Origin of the sequence: Alteromonas ulvae (assembly GCF_048987005.1) — a bacterium.
GTDB lineage: Bacteria > Pseudomonadota > Gammaproteobacteria > Enterobacterales > Alteromonadaceae > Alteromonas.
This window is the reverse complement of the sequence record NZ_CP185261.1, coordinates 1,447,535-1,471,545: the sequence shown is the minus strand read 5'-3', so window position 1 is coordinate 1,471,545 and position 24,011 is coordinate 1,447,535. Positions and strand designations below refer to the sequence as shown.

The window sequence follows — 24,011 nt, the reverse complement described above, 5'->3', positions numbered from 1 at the left end:
ACGGACTTCTTTTAAAATTAGGAAACACCCAACTTAGCGAAGCAACAACTATTAGTCCTCACTGGGTTACCAGAGTAATGAAAACATTGTAAGAATGAAGGCGTTCATTGAGCCTCCCAACATTTATTGATGCATGGGTATCGTCGATTCCCGTAAATCGATTAATGGCTTGATTGATTTGTCGAACAGGACATGAAACTAAATGTGTTCGAATATGTAAGGAGCAGCCCTGATGAACTCGGCCCACCAATGTCGATACCGAGCAACTGTTACCATGGCAGTTTGATAAGCGTTAGGTAGGCTCACCAGGCGCTTATCAAACTGGGACAGACATAACTATAAAGCGATTAGATGTCTATAGAGTTCTGGTCGATTATAAGAGACGAGACCTATACCTGTTACAACAAAGGGTTCTAACAGGCGCAGCGGGTCAAACAAACCTAATCTTCGAATCTAACCACAATCTGTGTCCCGTGCCGCTCACTTTCATTAGCAATCTTTACTTTAAAACTTGATAATGCTTCTTCGGGGTCACTATTTGAGAAATCAAAACTAAGCTCGTAGCTCGGGACGCGATAATTATTATCTACAATCCAATAGCCCAAACCTTGGTCAAGCCTTACTAACAATTTACTACCGTCAGAAAAGAAAACTTCTAACCGTCTATAGTGTGGTAAATTCCGCTTTTCTTTGGTATACGCAAATGCCTTGATATCAGCGTAAGCCAACACTTTTTGAATAGCCCGATCGCGACTTTCAGAGTCTCCAAAATTGTCCCATAATTTTGCTTTATAGTTTGAAGATGAAGGCTCAGCACTATGAATTAATATTTCAGGAGTATCCCAACGGACGGCTACATCGCGAAGGCCTTCAAGAAGTTCTGACAACAGTGAAACCATCAAAGGTGTATTCAAATACCTATCATAATAAGATACTTTTACGATATTTTTTGCTGTATCTGGGTTTTCAAATAACTCAAACTGAGCCGGAGCTTTTGATTTGATAAAATCCCAAAACCTACTACCAAAACCAGAAACAAAGCCATTTATTTCTTGCCTAATTTCAATTTCACAAGCGTTTGAATCAACCGAAGTATTGTGCCTTGTATAGGCGGAAAGATTGATTGCTTCATGAGGTGTGAGCTGCTGTTGATAGGTTGCTTTAACTATGGGGGAGCTATTCCCCGTTTCAAAGAACAAATGACCAGGAACGCCTAAGTTGTCTCCAGGCTGACGACATCCCCACTTAGTAACAAATCGATCTGATTGTAACTCTATTAAGGTAGAGTCAACATCGTTGCCCTTGACGAGGGAGACGACATGTGACTTAACATAAGAGTTGAGTTGCTCAATAATTTCAGTATCCGCGTTTTCTAACTTTGCCTCATCGACAACTAATTGAATATCGCAGCCAACTACCGACTGCTCCATTAAGAACTTTCTAAAGTCACGGTTCAACAAGTCCCAATCTGCCGTCTCTCCTTTTAAAAAGATACGTAATATAGGATTAGATGATGCGAGAATACCGTCAGCTATAGCAGCCCTTATAGGCCTAGTCTCTAATTCTGTACTCTCTCCAAATAACTTGTCCCTTAAATCCAACTTTAACAAGCTTAACCAATGCTCATTAAAAAATTCTAACGCTGCTTTTCTATCTAGTTCTTTTGCTTGAAATTGCGTGTCATAGCTCAATAAACAATGATGACAAGCACTTTCACAATTAGCTTTGCAATGAAGTTTATTTATTGCTTTTTTTAATAATTCAGGAAGCTTGCCAGACACAGAAGACATAAATCCTGAACCACCTCCGGCTCTATCAAAAAGATAAATAGATTTAGCTTCCATACCATCCACTAAAGATGGCGAGACAGTAATTCCGACTTCCTCTTCTGCAATGCCTAGCAACTCAGTCGCAGCTTGTCTTAACGCTACCGCAGCTGAGAGGGCGATAGTTTTATTATTCACAAAAGTCGAGCTGTTTGGATCTTTTATCTGAACTTCAAGCACATCTGTTCGATCTTCTACGCCAAAACTAACGTTCTTTTTAATTTTCCAGTCATCGAAACTCCCTGGACAAATCGAACTATCATTGTCTTTTCCTCCCCTGAGTCGTTTATGCCCTAAAGCACTAGAAAACTGGCTAAACTCATCAGAGTTTGAAGGCTCACTTCTTCCGCATTCCAGGCATATCGAATAGCCTTGAGAAGTATTACCATCATTAAAATGAAATACATGCCCATTGGACGTAGACCTAAAGCGTCCTAAATCTTCGTTTACTAAGTTGACCCATTCACCATTGCCAGTAATCCAAGGCTCCCTTACAGGTAAATATTTCGGCCTTGAAATATCGTTATGTGTGGCTTCGTAAATATCTACAGCAAAACCACTCGGTTCTGTATATGTCTTTATATTTTCACTTTCGATTGGTTTACCGCACTCCGAGCACTCATTTGCTTCTTTTAACAAATGACTCGAGCCACTAGCCCCACAGGAGTGGCATCTCCATGCATACTTAAAGCCCTGAGGTTCTTTTGCTTTATCCTGATCTGTAGGAACTTTCCAATTTAAAAGTATCCCGCCAGATTTAAAAACTTGTCCATCAATAACAACCTCAGCACCAGGCGCAAACTCTCTAATGGCCGCAACCATGTCTCTAGAAGGGAAATCTCTAGCCATCATTTTATTGTCAATACGATGTCGGTTTAACTGGTCATTTCGTCTATTCTTGTTTTCTTCAGATGCTGTTTGCAGTTGGGACAAGTTGATAGTGTTGAAGTTGGCAATATGTGTTGGGAAACCGTAACCAGGAAGAAAGCCACTTGTTGCTAACTCACTCAATAAATACTCGCACTCGACCCGCGTTATTTGTATAGATACTGCTTTTTCAGCACGTTTGTCACCGCGCAGCAATCCTTGCTTTTCTTTGACTAACCTATTTCGTCCGTTTAACCAATTCTCACATATTTTATTGAAAGCCTTTCCAGCTCCTATCAACAATTCGTCAGCTGTCATACGGGCTAAACAAGTCCCTCTGGTAAGCACTGTCAGTTTCGATAAATGAGCTTCTGTCCAAGCTCCTGAACCTCCATTCAGTAGGTCTAAAAACTTTTTCGCAGGTGTTAACTCTTCAGACTCCGCATCACCAAAAAAGGCGACGCAATTTAGCTTGGTTAAATCTTGATCACTCAGAAATGTATTTAAGAAAAACGCCAAACACAAAGCATTGACATGCCTTTGAACTAATATTTGACTTTGGAAAGTAACTTTGGGAACAAATGTTGGTGTAGTAAAAGGCCACTTTGTATTACTGAAGATTAGGTTACCGTGAGGGTTTTGTTTACACAATGTAAAAGCAACAGCTCGGTTTTCTCCTCTTCGACCCGCTCGACCGGAACGTTGTAGATAGTTAGCAGGATGAGGGGGAGCATTATTCATAGCAACAACTGATATACCTCCAATATCGACTCCCATCTCCATCGTTGTTGAACAGGATAGAATATTTAATTTGCCTTTCTTAAAATCATCTTCATATTGGCGAAGTCTACTACCAGAGAGCTGTGCGGAATGCTCTACCGCTCTTATAAATGGCACTTGTTCCACTATTCGATCGTTTAAGTCGGTCCATATTCCAGAACTTCTTAAGGCTTCAACATCAGCATTATCCAGCAGCCATTTTTTCGCTTCGACTAGTTCTTCTTTTCTGCTGTCACCTTTACCAAATGGCGCGTCATAAATAGGGAATTTAATTGGCTGACACACATAATTTTTTGGATCAGCGTCTGAAGGCAAATATGGCGAGATACCGTCGAGTGTCGTATCTAATACCTTATTGGAAATAGGACATTTCCATGCATTAGTTATCAAAGAAAACTCTACTTGTTTTCTAAGCTCTAGAATGAAATTGCCCTCTCCAGTTTTAGTGAAAATCCCTACTTTGTCGCTTTTTAATACTTCAAAAGCCTGTTTCAATAAGTTGCTTACTAATATCTGGTTAGCTTTAGTTTCAAGATCTAAACTCAACCACGCCCTTAAAAGGTTAACCAAAGTAGGCAAACGGCCCGCATGACGGTTATAGATCGGCCAAACAACTGTCCAGCCTGCTTCTTTGCGTGACAAGCCTGGTTGAGGATTCAACTCTTTCTGTCGGACTTTTTCGCCTAACCAGTTCTGCGTTGACTGGGATACCTCAACGGCGAAATTACTTCGGACAAAAAAGTCGATACAAATTTTTAAGAAATCTTTCCAGCTATCTAAAGATTTCTTGCCTAACAGCTCTGGTGGTAATTCATTTACCTTGTTTAAATTAGGGTAGTTGAGCTTAACTAACCCCATCGTTTCTGAACTATTCGCTCGTTTGGGTCTTCTTAGAAACTCTCTTTCAAGTACCATTCTTGAAATTCTCTCTACTCCAACGTCTTGTGTAAAAACTTTAGGAGCTAACCCTTTATATACGTCCATCATCCACTTCGATATAGACTTCTCACCATTAGCTAAACTTGCCTCAAGGCTCTGCCATGGGACACTAACGTTTGAATTACCAGACAGTTTGGCTAAATTCATTAACTCTTTATCGATTAGAGCTTCAAAAGTAGATTTTAGAGCTGGATTGTCTTCAATCCCTTTTCTTAAGTCTGCGATTGTTTTTTCGGCTATCAGCATATCTTCAGGGTTACCTGAAGCATCAGTTTGTGCTCTCAATAAGTGATGATAAATGAGTGATCTAGCTCTATTCCTTTCTGCATCTTGTTGAAGTTTTGCTGCTATTCGAGCTGTGCCCTGCCTGCTATCAGTAAATGTAATCAAACGACGACCATTAAATGGCCCATGCGCTTCAAGATCTTTACCTTCCGGCGCATATTCTAATAAGGTCTGCACTGCTGTAGTAATATGAGAGGGTGCACCCAGCCTTGCTGGTCGAAACAAGTAATCATTGTTGTTAGGAGCATTACAGGAAGGGCAACGTACGGGACTATCAATTGACTGATTTAAGTGAATCGGAATAGCATCTGGTTCATCACTATCAAGCTCACTATTGGTTCTAGACAGTCTATCAATTATCGACTGTTTTCCTGGTACTCCAGATATTACAACTTTGCCGATATCAACTATTGGAGTGTCATCGAGTTCGGATTCATCATCTTCACTTCGTTCTAGCTCTAAGGAAAAGTCATCTTCAACTTCAAAATCATCTGTAAGCGTTAGCCTTCCGTCAGACAATCTTTTTGCGTGTAAGTGGACATCACTACAGTCATTACAAATTTTTAACTCATAAACTGGTGCTCCACAATCGCACTTTTCGCGTCTGTCGAAATATACACTCCCAAACTTCCAACGCGGATCATCTAGCTGTTTTTCTTTGTGTGAACAATTTTTGTCTACACAAGCCCACAAACCAGACATAGTAGTGTGAAATAAGTGTGCTCTTAGTGGTAAAAATGTATCCGTTCGCCCATTTTCCAACTTCCTGTCTGTACCAGAACATATATCTAGCCAGTTTAATGCTTCTTGCTTTTTATCTTTGGAATTAGCTTTATTATCAAACAAGGTTGTACAAACCTCACTTAAATTTGCAACTGGTGGATCACTCTTAACAAATAATTCTCTCAGCTTTAGCGACGACGGATTTGAACTTAACGCTTCAAATCTCTGCTGTGACAACGATTCAGAACTATCTAATTGAGATATATCGTTATTGGACAAGTTATTTGCTTCTACACGAGGTAAACTTGGAAACTCTCTTTCACCACCAATTACCACTACTTGCTCTGACGCGACCCCTGCGATATCTGCTAAGAACTTCTGTAATTCAGCCTTACTATCTTTCCCTCCAATTGTGGCTGATGTAGCAACAAAACGAATATTCTTGGGATCTACCTCAAACGTCGATACCACGCGTCTTAATAGTAGCGATAGCTCAGCGGCCTGTGACCCTAAATAAGTATGCGCTTCATCAAGAATAATCCACTCCAACTTCCCCTTAGACTGGTCAATAATTGGTTTGTCATCTTTACGAACAAGCATGTACTCGAGCATCGTCGCGTTCGTAACAATGATCGGTGGCACATAGGCTCTTAAATCTTTTCTATTGTCTACTTCTCTCGGGTATTCCGAATGCTTTCTTAAAGGAAAATTTGGCGTTTCACCATTGTATAAACTAAAACGGACTTGCTTGTTTAGTCCGTGAGTCCAAGCTCTAAGGCGATCTCTTTGACTATTAATTAACGCGTTTAGTGGATACAAAAACAGTGCTCGACAGCCTTGAAGTCCACTTCCTTTCTCAGCTTCTTGTTGTAACCTGTTCAATACTGGCACTAAAAAACACTCAGTTTTACCTGAACCTGTGCCACTGGTCACTAACACAGACTTGGGTTTCTCAGCCGTTAAAGCATTCCAGGCTTCTACTTGGTGAGTGTATGGACTCCACTTTGACGAAAACTCATAGTCTTTTTTTAAGTCTTTTGGGGGATTTTCCATCGCTTTGACTAATGAAGGGGCCAGCAAATTGCCAGACAACTTTTGCATTGTCATATCAGCTTCTTTCCAGCCAAATTTGCCTTCAAATACAGGATCGCCTAACAAACAACCTGGTTCACCAGGAGTAGAGTTAAATTTTACTTTTAACAAACTGGTTAAAGGCTCATTCGCAATGTTCAATAAACCAATCGTCGAATTGGCTGAGCGATTCACTAAATCTTTTGTTAAAGAAGAGAAATAATTATTATCCATTTAATTTTAACGTCCTAATCCGTAAATGAAGCCAACGGTATAAGCTGCTGTAAACCACTCTTTATCAAACTGAATTACATTGCGCATACTGTGAACATCTAAAGAGGAGCTTATTACTCCAGATCCCTTTCTACTTGCATGGTGAATACCCAGTAAAACAGGAGTTAAAACTACTGAAGTACGCCACTTAGGTAAATCGTGAACTAAAAAACTCAACAGTTGAATTGCTCTAGCATTATCCTCTGGAAGCAATCTATTTGTTAATTCGTCTGCTAGGCTAGGCCAACTTTCTTCAGCATTACGTCGAACAAGCTCCTGATAGTTGGAGTCATCACTTCGGGATACAAGTGCATTGCTGGCGGTCTTCGCAGCGTCGCGTCCTAAAAAAATATCAAAGTCTTTGTCTTTCTGACCAAAAACAAAATGCTTTAGTGATCTCACGGCAATTACTGAAGTGGCAGAAAGGTGCGACAACGCATCTAGCCAACTTAAACATTGCTTAACTAGCAACTCGTGTCCGTTCGGCAGCACTCTAAGCGCGTCTGCTAACTGGTCTTTTTTCTGATTGAATGCCTTTTGCCAAGCCTCTGGCGATATGCATTCCCAAAGGAAAGGCAGTTCTTGTGAGAACTTTTCTATGTAAATACTTTTTTCAGGATCATCTATGTATTTAAAAAATAGTTGCGCCATCGCTAAATCATTTTTGATAAAGCGCTCCCACAAAACAAACGTCGTAAGTGGTAGTAAATTAAATTCAGAAATGTAAGCGTCAACAATTTGCCAATCTTTGTGATTTAAATCATCAGCGACTTCGGTAATAGCCTTATCAAACAATTGCTGTCGAACACTAAAGTTAGGCTCAGCAATTGCTGTTCTAAGGAGGCTCGATTTGGTCTCATAGCATTCTATAGAATCATTAGAATTACTCTCTATTATTAAGCGAGGACGTATTTTAGAATTTATTTTTGGCTCAAAAATCAACCAAGGGCCACTGTGTTTGGATAGATTGGGTACTGACCATTGGTTAGTACAAATACTTTGTGTTTTAATAGGAGATAATTCAAACCCTCTCTCTTCAGGAAAATGCAGTGGTTTGGCTAACAAAATAGGTAAGTCTTTTTTAGAGCTAGTAATCGAACTGTCTTCAATATCATCAAGATACAAAGAATAACCATTGGTTATCTCATCTGATTCTAGAAAACATGAATAATGAACCACTCTAATACTGATAACTTTTTCAGTACCAGACCTCACATTTACATCCATGTAAGCGTCTAAGTCTTCTGATAGGGCAAATAATTGTTTGACTTCGTTTTGAAAGTCAATCAATGGCTTTATCAAATGAAAGCTACCTGTAATTGATTCTCTATCTAACGTTAGTTTTATTGTTTTATTAGCTAGCTTTAATAGTTCGGGGGAATCTTTTGAGCGTAAACATAAGTCGATGTAATAGTCTTGGTGCAAGCTAGGGTCATTGTGTTGTACTTCAAGTTGAACTAACCTTAACTCCTCCATCGTGATCAATGCGTTATGTTTAAGTTGATCGCCATCGCTATTTATAAATCGACCGCCCGTAGTTGGAAATGGAAACTCAACACTAACGGGCTGATCGCTCCGTTCAAAATCAAGTAAAACCTTCATTACTTGTGGATTTTCACCCTTTGCTGTAACGCTTAAACTATAAACAGAGCCATCTTTATTCGTTGAGTAGTCAACGTGAGAACTGGAAGTAGAAACAGAACTAAGCTGATTGGAGAAAAAGACGATTTCGCCTCGGTTGAAATAATCAACACAGCTATTGAACGAAACTTTTAAATCTTTCGGTAAGATTATCAGTTTTTTCCGGTACACCAACTTGCCGTCATCAAAAACACCAATATCAACAGCACCGACAGCTGCTGACAAGTTGCCATTCCAATTTCCACCTCTAACTCGCCAATAAATCTGAGAGATTGGTACTTCAGAATAGAAACTTTCTCCTACAATTTTAGTGATGTGTGGAGCACCAACTATAACGGCAACACTGCTATTTTTTTGATGTAACTTATACTCAGACCAAATTCGGTAGATGACGTTTGTAGGAGGGGATTCCAATTTTACTTTTATTTGATAAGTTTCGTTAGTATCCACCATAAATACTGAATTATTGGTAATTTCACAGACAGTTCTTCCATCTTCTGTGCAACCTAAACTCTCAATATAATCTCCGACCAAATTACCCTCTGTAGGAAGTATCATCCTCAATACAGCTTCTGATGTAGACACATCACCTTGACTCTGGTATTCCCAATGTTCGTTTTTAGTTTTTACAAATCCAGTAGGTAGGTCTGGTTCTATTGCTTCACCTCCTTTTATGAGGTGCCTTTCTGAAATAGCATTACCTTTACGGTAAAAGCACAAGAGCCAGTCTTCAGGGCTTCCTGCTGATGGCAAAGTTTTAATTAATGGCGAAACTTTGAACTCTTCATTGCGGACAAGTGTGAGTGTTGCTATGGATAGTTTGTTCGAACCGTTAATCGCAACCAAATCTAGTTTATTACCAACTTTATCTACCTGCCAAAAGTCCTTAAGGTCGGTTTCCGTCACCATACTTGGGAAGTTGATAACGTTCGCTATCGAGTACAAATTTCCGTTATTTTGTAGTCGGCGACTTAGATAAATCGGGACATCTGATTTTTTCTTAACCTTCGACGAATGCACGATTAAACTGCTTATCAAAGCACTCCCTTCTTCCCCTTCTAAAGAAATAGGGAAGTGAGTTCGCCATGAAGGAAGATTTTTATTTAGGTGTTCAACAGGATCGTTTTGGGCCGCTAGGTCATAAGTTTCTCTTAGACCGAGAACTGTTTGAATCACTTCCCCCACTAAGGACAAGAACTCACCTTTGTGGAAGGCAGTCGCTAAGATATCCTTTCTTTTTTCAGCAAAATGAGTCGGGGTATAGCCTGCTTCGGAATATTGAATTGAGTCTTTTAAAACACCACGCAGATAACGATCAAAGCCAGTGTTTTGCTTTAATAAACCTAAAGGAATACCGCCCTCAAAAATAACAGTGCCTAAATACTGCTTTCCCTGAGCATTTTCTAGTAACTCCCTTTTCCACTTTTTTAGGCCCTTTGTTACGATATTTCGAATTGTGGAATGAGTAAATTCATCATCTGAGAATTCCAAAGATCTTATAATGCTGTCCCAACTCCAAGCACCTCCCTGATAATTTCTGCGCCACCATTCAGATGCATACAGGACAAACAGAGCGTCCCATCTAGGTAAACGAACATCTATATTTTCAATACCAAAAGCTGCGCTCATACTTAAGCAGTTGGCTAACTGACTATATTCATTCTGGCCGACTTGATACGCAAACAAAGGCCGACCATCAGGAAATTCTAATTTACGGGAAACTAAAAACGCATCGAAAAATTTTTTGGGAATTAATGAATTAAAATCAGTGTTTTGAGTTTTAACTATAACATCCATATTCTGTACTCCTATCCAATCGTAAGACTATAGAAATGACGAGGAAATTGAAAGCCATATGTATGAAACATATGGCCTACTTGCAGCTAAGCAGATTCTTTCCCTAATATAGGTAGGTCTGCATTTTCAACCAATTCAGTCGGCAACTCTTTGTTATTAGCGATCCTCAACTCCTTCATGCTCTCAGCTCGACGGATTAGGTTACCCCTGCCTTGACTAAGCTTTTTCATTGCTTCTCCGTAACTACCTTCAGCACGTTCTAAATGAGAACCGAGCTTTTTCATGTCATCAACAAAACCCACTAATTTGTCATAGATAGCGCCAGCCTTGTTTGCGATGTCCTGCGCGTTTTGGTTTTGATATTCAACTCGCCACATGTTGTTGATGGTTTTCAGCGCTACTATTAAATTGGTTGGACTAACCAGCATAATATTCTTTTCTAATGCCAATTGAATTAACTCGTTATCTTCTTCAATAGCCAGATTAAATGCAGGTTCAACCGGAATGAACATCAACACATAGTCGAGAGTTTTTACACCGTGCAAGTCGTGGTAATTTTTAGTGGTTAGTTGCTTAATGTGGTTCTTAATCGCGTTAATATGCTCTTTTAAGGCTTGCTGGCGAGTTGCATCGTCTTCGGCATTAAAATAACGCTCATAAGCGGTTAGCACCATTTTAGAATCAATTACTACATCCTTTTCACCAGGCAAGTGAACAATCACATCTGGCTTAAATAACCCACCATCTTCGTCTTTTAATGATACTTGAGTATCATATTCATGATTTAAACGTAGGCCTGATTCTTTGAGCACTCGTTCAAGTACCACTTCCCCCCAGGTTCCTTGTTTTTTGTTGTCACCTTTAAGTGCCTTAGTCAAGGCCACAGCTTCTTTGCCCATTTGTTCATTCAACGCTTTCAAGCTATGCACTTCTTGTTTTAAGGCATGACGCTCTTTTGCTTCATTGGTATAAACTTCGTTTACTTGCTTGCTAAAGTCACCAATCTGAGTTTTAAGCGGTGCAAGCAGAAAATCCAGTGACGACTTGTTTTGTGCCGACATTTCACCTGTTTTTTCTTTGAAGATCTTGTTTGCAGTATTTTCAAATTCCTTGGCTAAACGCTGTTCTGTGCGTTCAAGCAGTTCAATCTTTTCTTTCTGTGCTTTTTTAGACTCCAGTGAAGCAGAGAGTTGGCTCGTTATTTCAGTGATCTTTGAGTCTTTTTCGACTAAAGCTGACTTTAGTTGTTTAACTTCTTCTTGAACTTCGACAAAAGCTTTTAACTTTTCAGCGAGTTCTGCTTTTTCGCTTGATAGCTGAGTATGTTGACTCTGAAGTGATGTAACTTGTTGGCGGAGCAACGACGACTCATCAGTTAATGCTAAAAAGCGAGCATTCTTTTCTTCAAGATGAGCATTTATTCGACTCAACTCTGCTTTGCTTTCTGACAGTGAGGCTTCAACCAGACTTTTTTGTTTCTCTAAAGCGGTTGAGCGCTCTTCTGCATTAGACAGATGTTTTACAGAAACTTCCGCTACGGCCAGTTTAGAACAAAGTAGTGCGTTATTGTTCTTTGCTGTGTCTAGTTCTTCTTGTACCGTAATAAATTTTTGTTTTAGTTCTTCGTCTTCGTCACTAACAGGCTGTTTTTGTGATCTTTTTAGGTACGATATAGCACCGACAACTGCGAAAAATGTGATTAACGCCATTAATGCGGTTTGAATGAATAAATCGTTCATTTTTTGAATACTCCAAAGTTAATAACAGATGGAGTATTGCTAAGATCGTACCAAAGCCAAAATAACCATGAAATTCATATAGATAAAAAGTAAGCACGATTAATTACAAGAAAAAACAGTAATGGTAATTACTAAAATGTAATTTATATTATCTTTATACTTACTAAAGCGCTAAACCTTCCAATGCGCTTAAAGTCGTCTAACACATCACTATCTAAAACCTTGTTCGGTAGAACCTTTAAAACTTTGCTGCCATCCGCTTTTCGATTAACTTCCCACACGTGATTACAATTAGAATTTCGAATTGCAAAGCAATTATCATCTCTAGAAATCCAATGTGCTTCATCAGCTTTTGAACCACAACAAGGGCAATACAACAACTCTTCAAACCTTTTTGCGGCCTCCGTCACGACATCAATTGCCTTAGCGATGGAAACATCTTGTTTATGCTCTCCCTTGAACTCTAATAACTTCGGCTTTACGTCTATAAATGGCTTTATCATGGTGACGCTATTGTTTTCAAGCTGCCAATGTTGTTTCGTATTTATACTCTCTAAAAATCGTATCAGGGCTGACGGAACTTTATATAGCGTATTTCCAAGAGCTTGAACTACTTGGCTAGCTAACCACTTTGAAATCAATATTGCTAACTGTTCTAAAGAGTAAAAATTGATAGGAGAAGTACAAAGATTATATTTTCCTGTCTCTTCATCAGCACTTATAGAAAGCAATACTCTTTGAGAGTTTTCCGTTAACGCTGTATCTGATAAGTCGGTGTAATTGGTGAAACATGGTACAAAGCTAAGATTCTGTCCAGATGAATTCAATATAATTTCACCGACATCTGTCACCTCAAGCGAAACAGTTTGAGCACCATTTCTTTCAAATGAATTTGGTGTCAATCCAAAAAAACCGAGTTCATGCAGCGTTCGTTTCACTAAGTCGCAACAATATTGCGAATATGCACTAGACAGTTTCTTATTTCGCTCAAAGATTTGTCTAGGGTCGAGGTTATTAGCTTGCTTAGTATCTAGCCAACTGTTCCACAACCTTGCCACATGACGATAGTGCTGGTCATGTGACAAAACATTAGTCATATTTAATTTTAGTGGTACATGAACACTGTTAGTCAAAGAAATATACAAACCGGAATGCTGTAATGTTCTCACTTTTTTTAGCATCTTTGTTAGCAGTTCAAGCGTGGCAATGCCACGAATTGCGGCATCATCTGCCTGTTCATCATCGGAGAAACCTTCTCCCCACAGAGTGAAGATAGTCTTACGCAACTCGAAATAAATACCTTCTGCATTTTGGAAGCTCACGGCTTGTTGAAATATTTCTTCTAATCTTTTTACCTCTAATATGCGTTTTACCAAGTAGTGTTCAACATTCTCCAGCAGCTTTACATACACTCGATTTTCGTAGATGTTAAGCTGGTCTTCACTTTCCAAAGCGAGTATTTGTTTAGGAATAACTCCTGTCAGTGTTCTAGTCTGCCAACACTCTGAATGTGAAGCCAAGTGAGCATTTGCGGAACTTGCTATCTTTTTTGCTCTGGATACTAGGACAAGGTGCTCTTCATAAATCAACTCCATTCTTGGTCGCCTGGCTATTTCTTGCAGATGACCCTTTTTAAGAATATCAATTAGCAACTCTTCAAACTTTGTGAGTTCAAAGCGCGCAAGCAACTTATCGGGTATCAGAAAAGAGCGCGCCTTGTCCAAATCAACTGCATCTTGGTATGCGAGTATTGCACTTTCAATAATTTCTAATTCAGTCTCACGTTGTTCCGACTTTTCACTATGAATAAATGAACCGACCTGAGATCCGATGTGAAATTTTTCAGTTCCATCATTGATAAGAAAATCGTTTGGCTGGATATTTGAATGTCCATTAAAAATACACGATTCCTGAGCGGCATATCTTCCAGACACAATATTTTCAGGAAGCTGTTTTACTAACTTCCCGTTAAATCTGTCATACCAAGTAATCATCAAAGACCACTCTTTTTCTTCAATTCATTATTTAAGAGTTTCAAGCTCGCTTCAGGCTTGGAATTGAAGCCTTGAGTACGCCAAAACTCGTTTAATGCATCAATGAGACTTGAAATATCTTCTTGCTCAGTGTCATAACGGCCAGTCGCTTTACCAGCTCTTAGCACCTTAGTGGCTAACATATGGTCTAATGCAAAACTTAAATCACTACCACATTCGAGCATAACGGGTATGAACCTACTAAGATGCCTTTCTAGTCGGTTACCCCAACTTACATTGAACTCATCCGCTAATAACAGTGTAAATACGGAGCTATCTAAATCTCTAATTAGCTTCGTAACCGTAGCGCTATGTTTTAAAGATGCCCTTTGAAAAGCGGTCTCCAGTGAGTCAAAGCTGTAGGTAACTGGCTCAAGGTCTTTATTGATTTCAAATTTATCTGGTTGTCTTGGCAATTCCATGACGTGGGCACGGTCATAGGTCTTATCGGCAAACTCAAAGGTTGTTTCGTCATGGTTAGCAGTACCTATAAACCAAACATTTTCTGGTATTTTAATTTCGCTGCCATCTACAAGCTTTTCTGGCCCATTAGCTTGCCCCACTGTCATCAATGTAATGAGCCTATCTTTGGGATCTAATTCTAGTTTTGAAAGAAATTCAGCGAAAAATTGCTCTGGTCTTGAAAGATTCATCTCATCAAGCAAAATAATGTAAGGACGATCGCTATACAAAGGACTTTGCGCCTCATATAGGGCCTTTAATGTGTCTTTTTCATAAAACTTTTTTTCAAATGCATTAAAGTGCCCTATCAAGTCACCTTGATCACGCCAGCCAGCTTGAACAGAAATAGTTTTTACACCGCCACCAACTGCTCTAGCAAATGCCTTTGCCAAGCTAGTTTTACCTGTACCACTGATTCCTTGTAAGATGTGTAAGCGGCTCATAGCAAGGCCTGCGATAAACAGACAAATATCTTCAATTCGGTAGTACAACTCCTTTTGTTCATTCGCATCCCAAGCAATACGATGTTGAAGCTCTTTCGCAAAGTCGCTTAATGAAGGAACTGATTCGGTTCTACCTTTGGCTCTTAGTTTGCTATCCAACTCTAGAAGAGCAGGGAAAGCAGTTTTGGCTTGTTGCTTATTAACTAAATCATCAACATCTGCTCTTAATTGATCAACGGCTACCTTTAACAATTGATTGTGCTTTTCAAAAACTTGTTTCTGTTGTTGAATATGCTCTAACTCAATAACAGACAATATATTTTTCGAGAGCTGCACTTTGTTTTGCTGTAACTCTGTATTAGCATTGTTGTATTTCTGCTCTAGTGCTTCGTATGTCTTTTTAAGTTGTTTAAAATTCTCTTCAAGCTGCTCACTAGGTTTTTCATCTAATTGTAAACGAAGAGTGTTTACTGTTTGCTTGTAATGTTTAAGTTGTTTTGCAACCTCTTGCGGAGTGGTGTCTTCAAACTGTCTCTCTAATTCTTTAAAAGAACTTAGCTTTGCAAGTAACTGCTTTTCACCTTGATCATACTGAGCGATTTGTTTCTCAAGGTTTGCTTTCTGGTTTTCGAGTGAAGATATCTGATAAGCAAATTCTTTTTCGATTTCATTTTTAAGTGAAATTTTATAACTACTTGCTTCTTCGTCGGTTAATTGCGCCTGCCTACGCATCCTCTCAATAAGTGCTTTTTCTTGTTTTAAGTGAATCTCTTTTTCATCTAATTCAGCTTCTTTAGAAAACAACTGCTGTAGCTTTTCATCCAACAAAGTCTTTTCAGCTTCGTTTAGCGTTTGCTTTGACTTGTTTAGCTCCTCTAATTCTTTCTCAAGCTTTAGCTTTTTCTCCTCCAATGATTCACGGAGCTTATTTTGTTTTTCTTCAAATGAATTGAGCATTTCTACATGTTTTGCTGCAAATCCACTTTCAGCATCAAGTTCTTGCTCCTTCAGCTCTTCTAGTTTTACGGCAAGTTCAGCTCTGTCTTCAGCATTTTTCTTCTTACTCGCCAATAAGTCTTTTGATTGCTTATCTAGTTCTTTCTTTTCAGCCTCAACTTTCTTTTTCAGCTCTTCTACCGATTCCTCTAATTGCTTCTGTCTCGCTAAACTTTGTTTAGTATGCAATTCAACTTGCTTATTTTGCTCTATAAGCTTTTTGAGTTCGCCAACCAAAGCTTGAATATCGTTACCAAAATTTTCTGAAGCGGTTTTCTTTTGCCCCTCACTAGCCGCATCATAAGAGGCTGTTGCAGCCTTGAACTTTTCAGCCATAGCACCGAGAACAGAGCTGCTTTCACTCTCTACCAAGTTACCTGCGGCAGCTAGTCCATTCCCTATACTATCTGGTGCAGCATTTTCTGGGTTGGTTACATTGGTAGTGGTTGCCTGCGGCTTCCTTGCTCGGTTTCTTTTTCCCATTATTTACTCCCTAAAAAACTTTCTAAAACTGTTAATAATTCATTCGTTGAATCGAGGTGGCTTTGGACCTCTTCTGTTGTCAAGACTTCACTACTGGCATGACTCGCCTTTCTATTTCTGTCGTCAGCAAGTCGAATAGCATCATCTAACCAATTAGGTAGCAGCGTGGATAACTGCTCAACAACATGTGGTAACGTCAATAGTACGGCGGCTAGCATCGGCTTTAATGATTGATTTCCTCTTGTCATTGCTGACTGAACGTTGCCCCCTTTGACGGTTGATAACCTTTTCGCTGAAAATGTACTGACGCCGTTAACGCTTAAATAAATTTGCTCAACAAGCCTTTTGTCGTGCTGAAATATAGGGCGTTCGCCATTACGCGTAGTATTCCAACGCATGACTAATACTTCCCAATCGCTGTTAGACTCATCAGGTTTCATTAAGGTTTTTAACCAAGCTTCGATTACTTTTTGCAACTCGCTTAACAAACCTTCCAATACCTCTGGTCTTGGTGATTCAGATTTTTTGACCTGATTTTTAAACCGTAACGACGCTAATACATGCTTCTCAATCAGTGGATGGTTTAAAACCCAAGGGTAGTTAGATAACACCTCAATTTTTGCTTGTTCCTCAAACAATTGTTCTTGTTGCTTGTGATTGAGGGTATGTTCATCTTCTGCAATCCCCATCACCTCACTAACTCTAGAAGCAAGGTGCTTATTCGAGGCTAGCAGCAGCTCAGCAATATCGTTCAATTCTGGAAGAGTTTCAGTTAATCCTGTGGGGTCAGCTAAATACCATGAACGCTCACCTGAAATTGTTGAAAATAATTTAGTGTGGATAAATGCCGAGATAGGTTCAGGCTCGATAAACTCAATTGAGTAAGTGACTTCTAACGCATCGTCAGGTAAGTAAAAGTCAGCTTGCTTTAATTGGTTCAATTCCCTGCGATAGGCTCTCAAGCTGATGTTCATTTGCTCTGAGGATGGCGCTTGTGGCTTCACGGTATTACTTATCAATAAAGGTTTTACTGAGTTACCTGTGCCTTTACTTCGAATAAACCGTGGAAAACGCTCAGTGAAATCCATGCTCTCTATGTGTGTTAATGTCGAGAGCACCCTCGGTAGCAACTTCCCTGTTGTCGCATCTTGAAGTATATAATAGCTAGTCTTCTCGTTTGTAGAATCTTCTATACCTAAAAACAACTCTCTGGCTTTTTCTGTCTGCTTCCAGCCATCGAGGTAACCATCATTAGTTAATTGAGCTAGGATGTATTTAATAAGCTCTTTATCTAAATTGCTATATCGGCACAGTTTTTCATTGTCATGGCACCCAGCGATAATAAGCTTTAACACCAACATCTGAAAAATATTCAAACTTGGCTTATTTTTGGGCGCTGCTACTCGCCATAGGTAAAAGGGCCAAAAGATATCTTTCTCATTCGGATATCGATTCAGCTTATTTCCTAAATAGCAAACATCCTGAATATCTCTGTGTGTAATCATGACTTCACCTCACAGAGTTCGTGAATAAATGCCCAAACCTGAGGAATGGCTTTTTCAGCTGTTTCGCCAGAAAACATCGCTTTGTCACCAACAACTTTAATCAAACTCTTAGCTCGGCTAAACGCTACATTTAAGCGGTTTGGTGTACGAATGAATCCGTATTTTTTTCGATATGTATTCTCATCTGATGCTGAGATATTATTTGAGCGGACTGTTGATAGGATCACCACATCAAATTCTTTTCCTTGAAACGCATCAACAGAGCCAACTCGAATTTTTTCTTCTCCCTCATCAGTAGTTTTATAGCCAGGCAGGTACTCCCAGCCATCTTTCGTCTGTTGGCAGATACCTACTTTTGCGAGCTTATTAAGAATTAACTCTCGCTGGGCCGCAAAGAAGGTAATTACACCCACACTAAGATGAGGATTTTCCGCAAACAACTCTTGGACTTCACTAACAACTTTTTGCGCTTCGCAGTCGCGCTGCCAACTAGTTCCAGAACGCTGTTCTTTACCTGACAATAATGGCAAGTCAATCCATTCGGCTACTTTCCCTCTATACTTGGCAATACCGATATCGAAATACTCTTCGCTTAAGCCAGCTTTAATTTTTGGCTCTTTTTCTGCTTCATAAAACGACCGACTTACAAATCCACCAATATCTGGATGCATCCTAAATTGGGTATCCAACATCACCGTTCGCTGAATTCCGTCTTTGGCTTGGCGAGCTTTCAATTGCGTATACAATTTTTCGAAAAGGCTCATTTTGATTGCTTCAGCCGTTTCTTGTTGCAAATCACCGGCGTCAATCATTTCTTTTTCAATATCAGGTTCTAACATTTGCGGTAGCTGGAAGTGATCTCCAACCAACACTATTCGCTTCGCTGCTAAGGCCATTGGGATAAACAAATCAAGCGGGTTCGCTCTCGCAGCCTCATCCACAATGACCGTGTCAAAGCTAAAGTCTCCACTAACTTCATTCAAAGAAGCATTAATTTGCTCTTTATATTTCACAACTTGTTGACCCGCAGAGCGTTGGCATGATGCACCAATTGACGTTGTGTAATCTCTTACGCTTTTCTCTAGGTAATCCGGCTGATACTTAATGATGTCTAAATACTCTTCGATAACGTCAGGTATCCCCGCAGCACAATTCAATGCGTGCTTAGAAATCACATCATTCAACTGATGAAGTGTCGACATCTCATCTTTTGAAAGCTCAACTTGTAACGAACTAGGTCGGTAATCGGGGATTAAATCATCGAGTAACTTATTTTTAACTTCTCGTAGCTTTTCAAAGTCTTCAGCACTGAGAGTCAGCTTTTCGATAATTTCACTAAGAACCTCTATTTCGCTTTCGTATCGGCCCGCTCTACGCAGAGCGGATAAGCACTTGAAAGACTGTTCATAGCCATCATCGTCATACGCACGCTCAGAGGTCCGTAAACCTCTTACTTGCCGAAGTAGTAAAGAGTTGGAAGCAGGCTTGTTTTCATTTGCTTTAGTATTAAATTGTTGCTCAAGTTTTGATTTCAGAGACTGAGGTATGTCGAAACCGTGATTTATCCTAAGATTGTCAACATCTTCAAGAAGACTTTTTATCCGCTCGTGCTTTTGTTTCTTAGCTACTCGCGATGCTAGTATGGCTGCTATGTCTTTTCGAATATTATTTATAATTTTATAACTGCTGTCATTTTGAGCTAACTCATTCGCAACTTCAGTTAAATTATGTGTTTGTTTTTTGCTCCACTTCTCCAGTAGAAAAGGTGCGCGTTTATTGTCATCCGCTCTAATAGCCGGAATACCAAACGCCTCAGAACGAGCGATGACATTGTCAACCGCATCATTTTGAAAGCTGGTAAGTAGTATTTGCCCTGTTAAATTGTTTTTGTGTTCTTCTGCCAACCTATTTTGCAGCGCACTAATAACTTGAGTTTTCCCCGTACCTGGAGGCCCAAGAATTAACGCTATATCAGGGGTATTTAAAGCAACATCTAATGCTTCTATCTGTTTTGCTGTTGGCTCACCTTTAAATGATCTTCGCGCCGTAGCCGTTAGCGGCTTCAATTTGTTTTTGGCTTGTTTTTGCCTAGAAATACTAAAATCTTGATCCTCAATTAACAGGCGTAGATCTTTCATTGGATTCGAAAAGCTTGTAATAGCATCCCTAGCCTGCTCGCGTCGCTGCATCTGTACAATCGAACCACTTATCGACAGATAAATAACACCTTTTTTTTCAGGCTTTCCGTAAGAGTTTAAGTTGAGTGATATATACTGATTAGTATGCCCCAAAAAATCAGCGGCAATACTTTCTACCTTTTCATCCTTTTCAAGCCCTATATCGCCGATATTATTCTCTAACCAGCTAGGCAAACGTTTGTTTATTTCTAACGCAGCGTTAGGCTCTTCTCTTAAGGCTACCGCAAGCTCTTCAACCTTCTTGATGTCTTTTTCTTTGAAATAAAACTTCCATTTCACACCATCAACAGACTCTTCTTTATCAATTTTGATATAGCGAACAAAGCCTGCTTTATTGGCGAGTTCAACCGCTTTTTCTTTTACTTTTTGGTTGTATCGGTTCCATAAGTTTATATAAGTAGAATTGTCTCGATTTAAATCCTCGAGCTTTTGCTTTATTAAAGGATCTTCTATACGAGATGCAACCGTATAGTCAACAAACGATAACTCACAATCTAACGAACTTAAATTGAACTTGATTTTACGATGCAGCTTTTTAACTGATTTCGCCCACACCCTTTGTTCGGGCGTAAATTGCACTTCAAGTAAGCTATTTTTACCTACAATCGTTAATCCTCTGTTATCCGCGACGCTTGCATTAGATACCGCCGTTAACACTTTCGACTGATTATTAACTTCAAGTACAAACTCGCTTTTTAGCCATTCCGCTACGCTATCAATGTCTTTATTTTTTAGCTTTGCGAGTTTAGAAACTTGCTCAATAATGTTCTCGTCTACCGACACTTGTAGCTCGTGAAAATCCAAATAATTTGGTAAGCAAGGGATCGTCTGAATAAGCACCTTCTTTTCTTGTTTAGAAATCGGTATCCAAATAAAGTGCTCAATGTCACCATAGTTATCAAACACTTCAGCGTTGGTAACTTGTGCCAAAAGGTCATTTTGCTTAATAAACAGCTCGTCGTGGATTATATGAAAAGAGATATCTTGCTTACAATCAAGCGCCGAAATAGCTTCCTCTTCAATGGCAACTTCAATGATTGTTTCTTGAGTTAAATGTCTTAAGTCTTGAGTAATCATCAGCCTACCACCTCAACCTAAACAAATTAGCTATTTGTGGCTCCGGCGTATCAACGATCGGCACAATTATTAACCACCTATTCGCTCTCGTTGAGGCAGCTATGGGCGTTTTTGAGTTGAACGTTTGAAGTTTATTTTTGCCCATTCCCATTTCAAAAGATTTAGCTCCTATTGGCGTAATCTCTAAACCCTCTTTGGAAAAATGTATCGACAGTAACTCTTGTGATTCAGGCCAGTACATAGAACCAGGGCTAGAGTTTTTGATTACGATGGTTTCGCCAATATTAAGCGTTTGGTTATACCCCGTATCAACGTACGTATCGTTAATCGTTGTGTCAGGCAGCTCTAGAATTGATAAGTCTTGGAGGTTATTTCTGATATACAAAACTTGGCTGTTGTTCATTGTAGAGCTACAGAAAGGACATTCTAATTGGCCTTCGTTCACCAAGAAGTTAAAAGAAGCATTACAAACGTTGTTTTGACACTTTACTAGCGTATGCGCAAGCTGTTCCAAGACTTCCGCCCACTCACTTAAACTCGGCCTAGCTAGCGGGTCTTCTTTGCCTACGTTAAAACATTGTTCAAACAATTTATAAAGAGGTTTTAGCGCTACCAGCTCTAATGGAATGCCTTTGGGGTAGTCCTTATCTAGGGCATTAGAATTATCTGTTGGGTGATATATCCAAGGCAACTCACCCGAAAACGCTCGTTCTTCGTCTTCAGGTGTACCATTTTCAACCGCTTCGCCAACAAATGGATGATTAGTTGTCAATAACTTCATCGCAACAACTGCAAAACTCCATGCATCAGTTATCGACGAAACAAGGCTATCTCCATTAACTACTTCTGGAGCACCGAACCCTGGGCTAAAGATTCGACCTGCCTGCCCTTCTTGTTCTATTGAGTCAAAGCTTTCGCGCTGATTAATGCAGATATTGTCACAATCAATCAGCCACACTTCAGAGTAATCAGCATTTTCTGAAACAAATATGTTAGCTGGTGATAAATCACCGTAAGCTAACCCTCTAGCATGGAGATCTGACAGTATTCTGGCGAGCTTTGCCAAAATAGTCATTCGACGCTTTAAACCACCTGTCGCTAAATAATGCTCTGGTGAACCTTCCTCTGCAATTAGCTCTTCAGTTTCATTCATTAACGATTCTAAAGAAATTAATCCGTCCATCAGTTCCATTGCATAACCAAAGTTATTCCCTTTCATAGCAATGCGCGAAAAGGGTTTAGCAATGTTTAATTGCTCTAAAGGTTGTCTCATTAACCAATGAACATGCTCAAGCCATTTTCTTTTTTTATTTTTGTCTGGCTGCGTACTCATTTTTACCAGCACATTATCAACCTGAGTTGTACAAACAACTCCCTGCCCACCGTGTCCAATTTTTTTGACTAACTCAAAATCTTGTCCAAAAGTGTCTGTAACTATCCGTTTTTTAGTTTGCCCACTTGCCATTTTTATATCCCTTATTCTGCACAGCTAGCTCAAAACCATTAATGCAAGTGTTTTGTCATCTGTGTGATTAGGTGTACCCCAGTTCCTAAATTCGTTTTTTAACCAAGCCTTAGCTTGTCTAATGCTCTTGCCATCAGTGTTTTCTACAATCGAATTAACGAACGCCAGCTCCATACCTTGGTTGATATCTTCACTAATGCCGTCGGTCATCAACGCAATTACATCGCCAACGTTCAATTGCTGCTTTGCAACTTGCCAGTCGGAGAACCGTTTAGATTTTCCTAAGCCTGTAGTGACGTTGCCAAAGTCGTTTTTATCTAGCTTCTCAGTTGTCTGTTGCGAAGTTAAAACTAATCCGTCACCTAACTGAAACGTTCTAAGCTCTCCTTCATCAGAAACCCAAGCAATCAAACACGTTGTTACCGCGTCGTTGGCTGTAATATTGCCAAGCGAGTCCAGCCAGTGTTGATAAATCCGCTTGATAAGCGATTTGCTCTCAATATTGAAATCAACCGTCTTGATGACGTCAAAAGCAGCTCGGCATGCTTGCCTCGACCCTATATCCGAATGAGGCTTAGATCCCATGCCATCACAAACTACAGCGAGCCACCCGTTTGGCACTCGTTTTACTAGCGCTGAGTCTTGATTGGGCTGAGCATTTAGCAGATGTCCAGGCCCAATAACAGAAACACTGAGGTGACGAATGCTCACCATTGACCTTCTAGATCAAAGCCTAAATCATCGTCATTGTTGTCTAAGTCATCAAAGTTGATAGGTACTACTTCGTTGGGTGTTCTACTTTGCGAGCGTGCTGTTACGCTCATAGTGACTGCTCTAAAGAAGCGGTGAATATCTCTGGCCTCATTGGCTTTAAATACTGGTGCTTCTAGGTCGTTTTTGAATGCTTCAAGTACATCGATATTAGCTTCAGCCCCTATTGCCATTGCAAAGCGACTGGCTTTTTGACCGCGTTCACTGGTGGTTAAACGTTCTAAACCAGCTTGCCAACTGTCGGTTGGAATACCGTCAGAAAGTAAAATTAAAACAGGGCGATAATCGCGAGACGTAATCAGTTCTTTGTCTTCAAGCACCTCAGTAGCCAGTTCGAACGCATGTCCCATTGGTGTGCGACCAATTGCATCTAGTGGCTGCATAGCCTCTATTTCTGACGCTTTAGCAAGTGGTAAGTGCATCTCAGCGCTATCTCCACCAAAGGTAATTAAACCCACTTGAATTTCAGCTTGTCGTGCAGATTCTTGTTTGAATGTAGACACCATATTCTGAATGGCTTCATTTAGGGCTGCGATCTTCCCGTTTACCGACATACTGCCACTGGTATCTGCCAAAATGATCACAGGGAGTGCTCTTGCTTTTGCTACAGCGAATTTTTTTAGACTCATTTTTGTTT

10 protein-coding genes are annotated in these 24,011 nt (G+C 39.8%); all 10 read right to left on the bottom strand.

Going from position 1 to position 24,011, the window contains the following annotated elements:
• Window positions 1–440: 440 nt before the first annotated feature.
• Window positions 441–6,725, bottom strand: coding sequence for a DEAD/DEAH box helicase (locus ACOJR9_RS06390; protein ID WP_420935490.1), 6,285 nt, complete (start codon window positions 6,723–6,725; stop codon window positions 441–443).
• A 6-nt stretch (window positions 6,726–6,731) separates the two neighbouring features.
• Window positions 6,732–10,202, bottom strand: a complete 3,471-nt coding sequence (locus ACOJR9_RS06385) for an STY4851/ECs_5259 family protein (protein WP_420935489.1) — start codon at window positions 10,200–10,202, stop codon at window positions 6,732–6,734.
• Between the two features lie 86 nt (window positions 10,203–10,288).
• Window positions 10,289–11,941, bottom strand: a complete 1,653-nt coding sequence (gene rmuC / locus ACOJR9_RS06380) for a DNA recombination protein RmuC (RefSeq protein WP_420935488.1) — start codon at window positions 11,939–11,941, stop codon at window positions 10,289–10,291.
• A gap of 143 nt (window positions 11,942–12,084) precedes the next feature.
• Complete coding sequence (locus ACOJR9_RS06375; protein WP_420935487.1) at window positions 12,085–13,938, bottom strand: hypothetical protein; 1,854 nt, start codon at window positions 13,936–13,938, stop codon at window positions 12,085–12,087.
• Window positions 13,935–16,358 (bottom strand): AAA family ATPase, encoded by a 2,424-nt coding sequence (locus tag ACOJR9_RS06370; protein ID WP_420935486.1) that lies wholly within the window; start codon window positions 16,356–16,358, stop codon window positions 13,935–13,937. Before ACOJR9_RS06370 ends, ACOJR9_RS06375 begins: the two co-directional genes overlap by 4 nt.
• Window positions 16,358–17,863, bottom strand: a complete 1,506-nt coding sequence (locus ACOJR9_RS06365; protein WP_420935485.1) for a hypothetical protein — start codon at window positions 17,861–17,863, stop codon at window positions 16,358–16,360. Before ACOJR9_RS06365 ends, ACOJR9_RS06370 begins: the two co-directional genes overlap by 1 nt.
• Entirely contained in the window at window positions 17,860–21,138 is a 3,279-nt protein-coding gene (locus ACOJR9_RS06360; RefSeq protein WP_420935484.1) for a DEAD/DEAH box helicase, read from the bottom strand. The genes ACOJR9_RS06365 and ACOJR9_RS06360 overlap by 4 nt, the downstream gene beginning before the upstream one ends.
• 4 nt (window positions 21,139–21,142) lie before the next feature.
• The gene (locus tag ACOJR9_RS06355; protein ID WP_420935483.1) at window positions 21,143–22,603 is read right to left on the bottom strand and encodes a protein kinase domain-containing protein; all 1,461 of its coding nucleotides are present in this window, start codon (window positions 22,601–22,603) and stop codon (window positions 21,143–21,145) included.
• 24 nt (window positions 22,604–22,627) lie between these two features.
• Window positions 22,628–23,317 (bottom strand): PP2C family serine/threonine-protein phosphatase, encoded by a 690-nt coding sequence (locus tag ACOJR9_RS06350; protein WP_420935482.1) that lies wholly within the window; start codon window positions 23,315–23,317, stop codon window positions 22,628–22,630.
• The gene (locus tag ACOJR9_RS06345; protein WP_420935481.1) at window positions 23,311–24,003 is read right to left on the bottom strand and encodes a vWA domain-containing protein; all 693 of its coding nucleotides are present in this window, start codon (window positions 24,001–24,003) and stop codon (window positions 23,311–23,313) included. Before ACOJR9_RS06345 ends, ACOJR9_RS06350 begins: the two co-directional genes overlap by 7 nt.
• Window positions 24,004–24,011 lie beyond the last annotated feature (8 nt).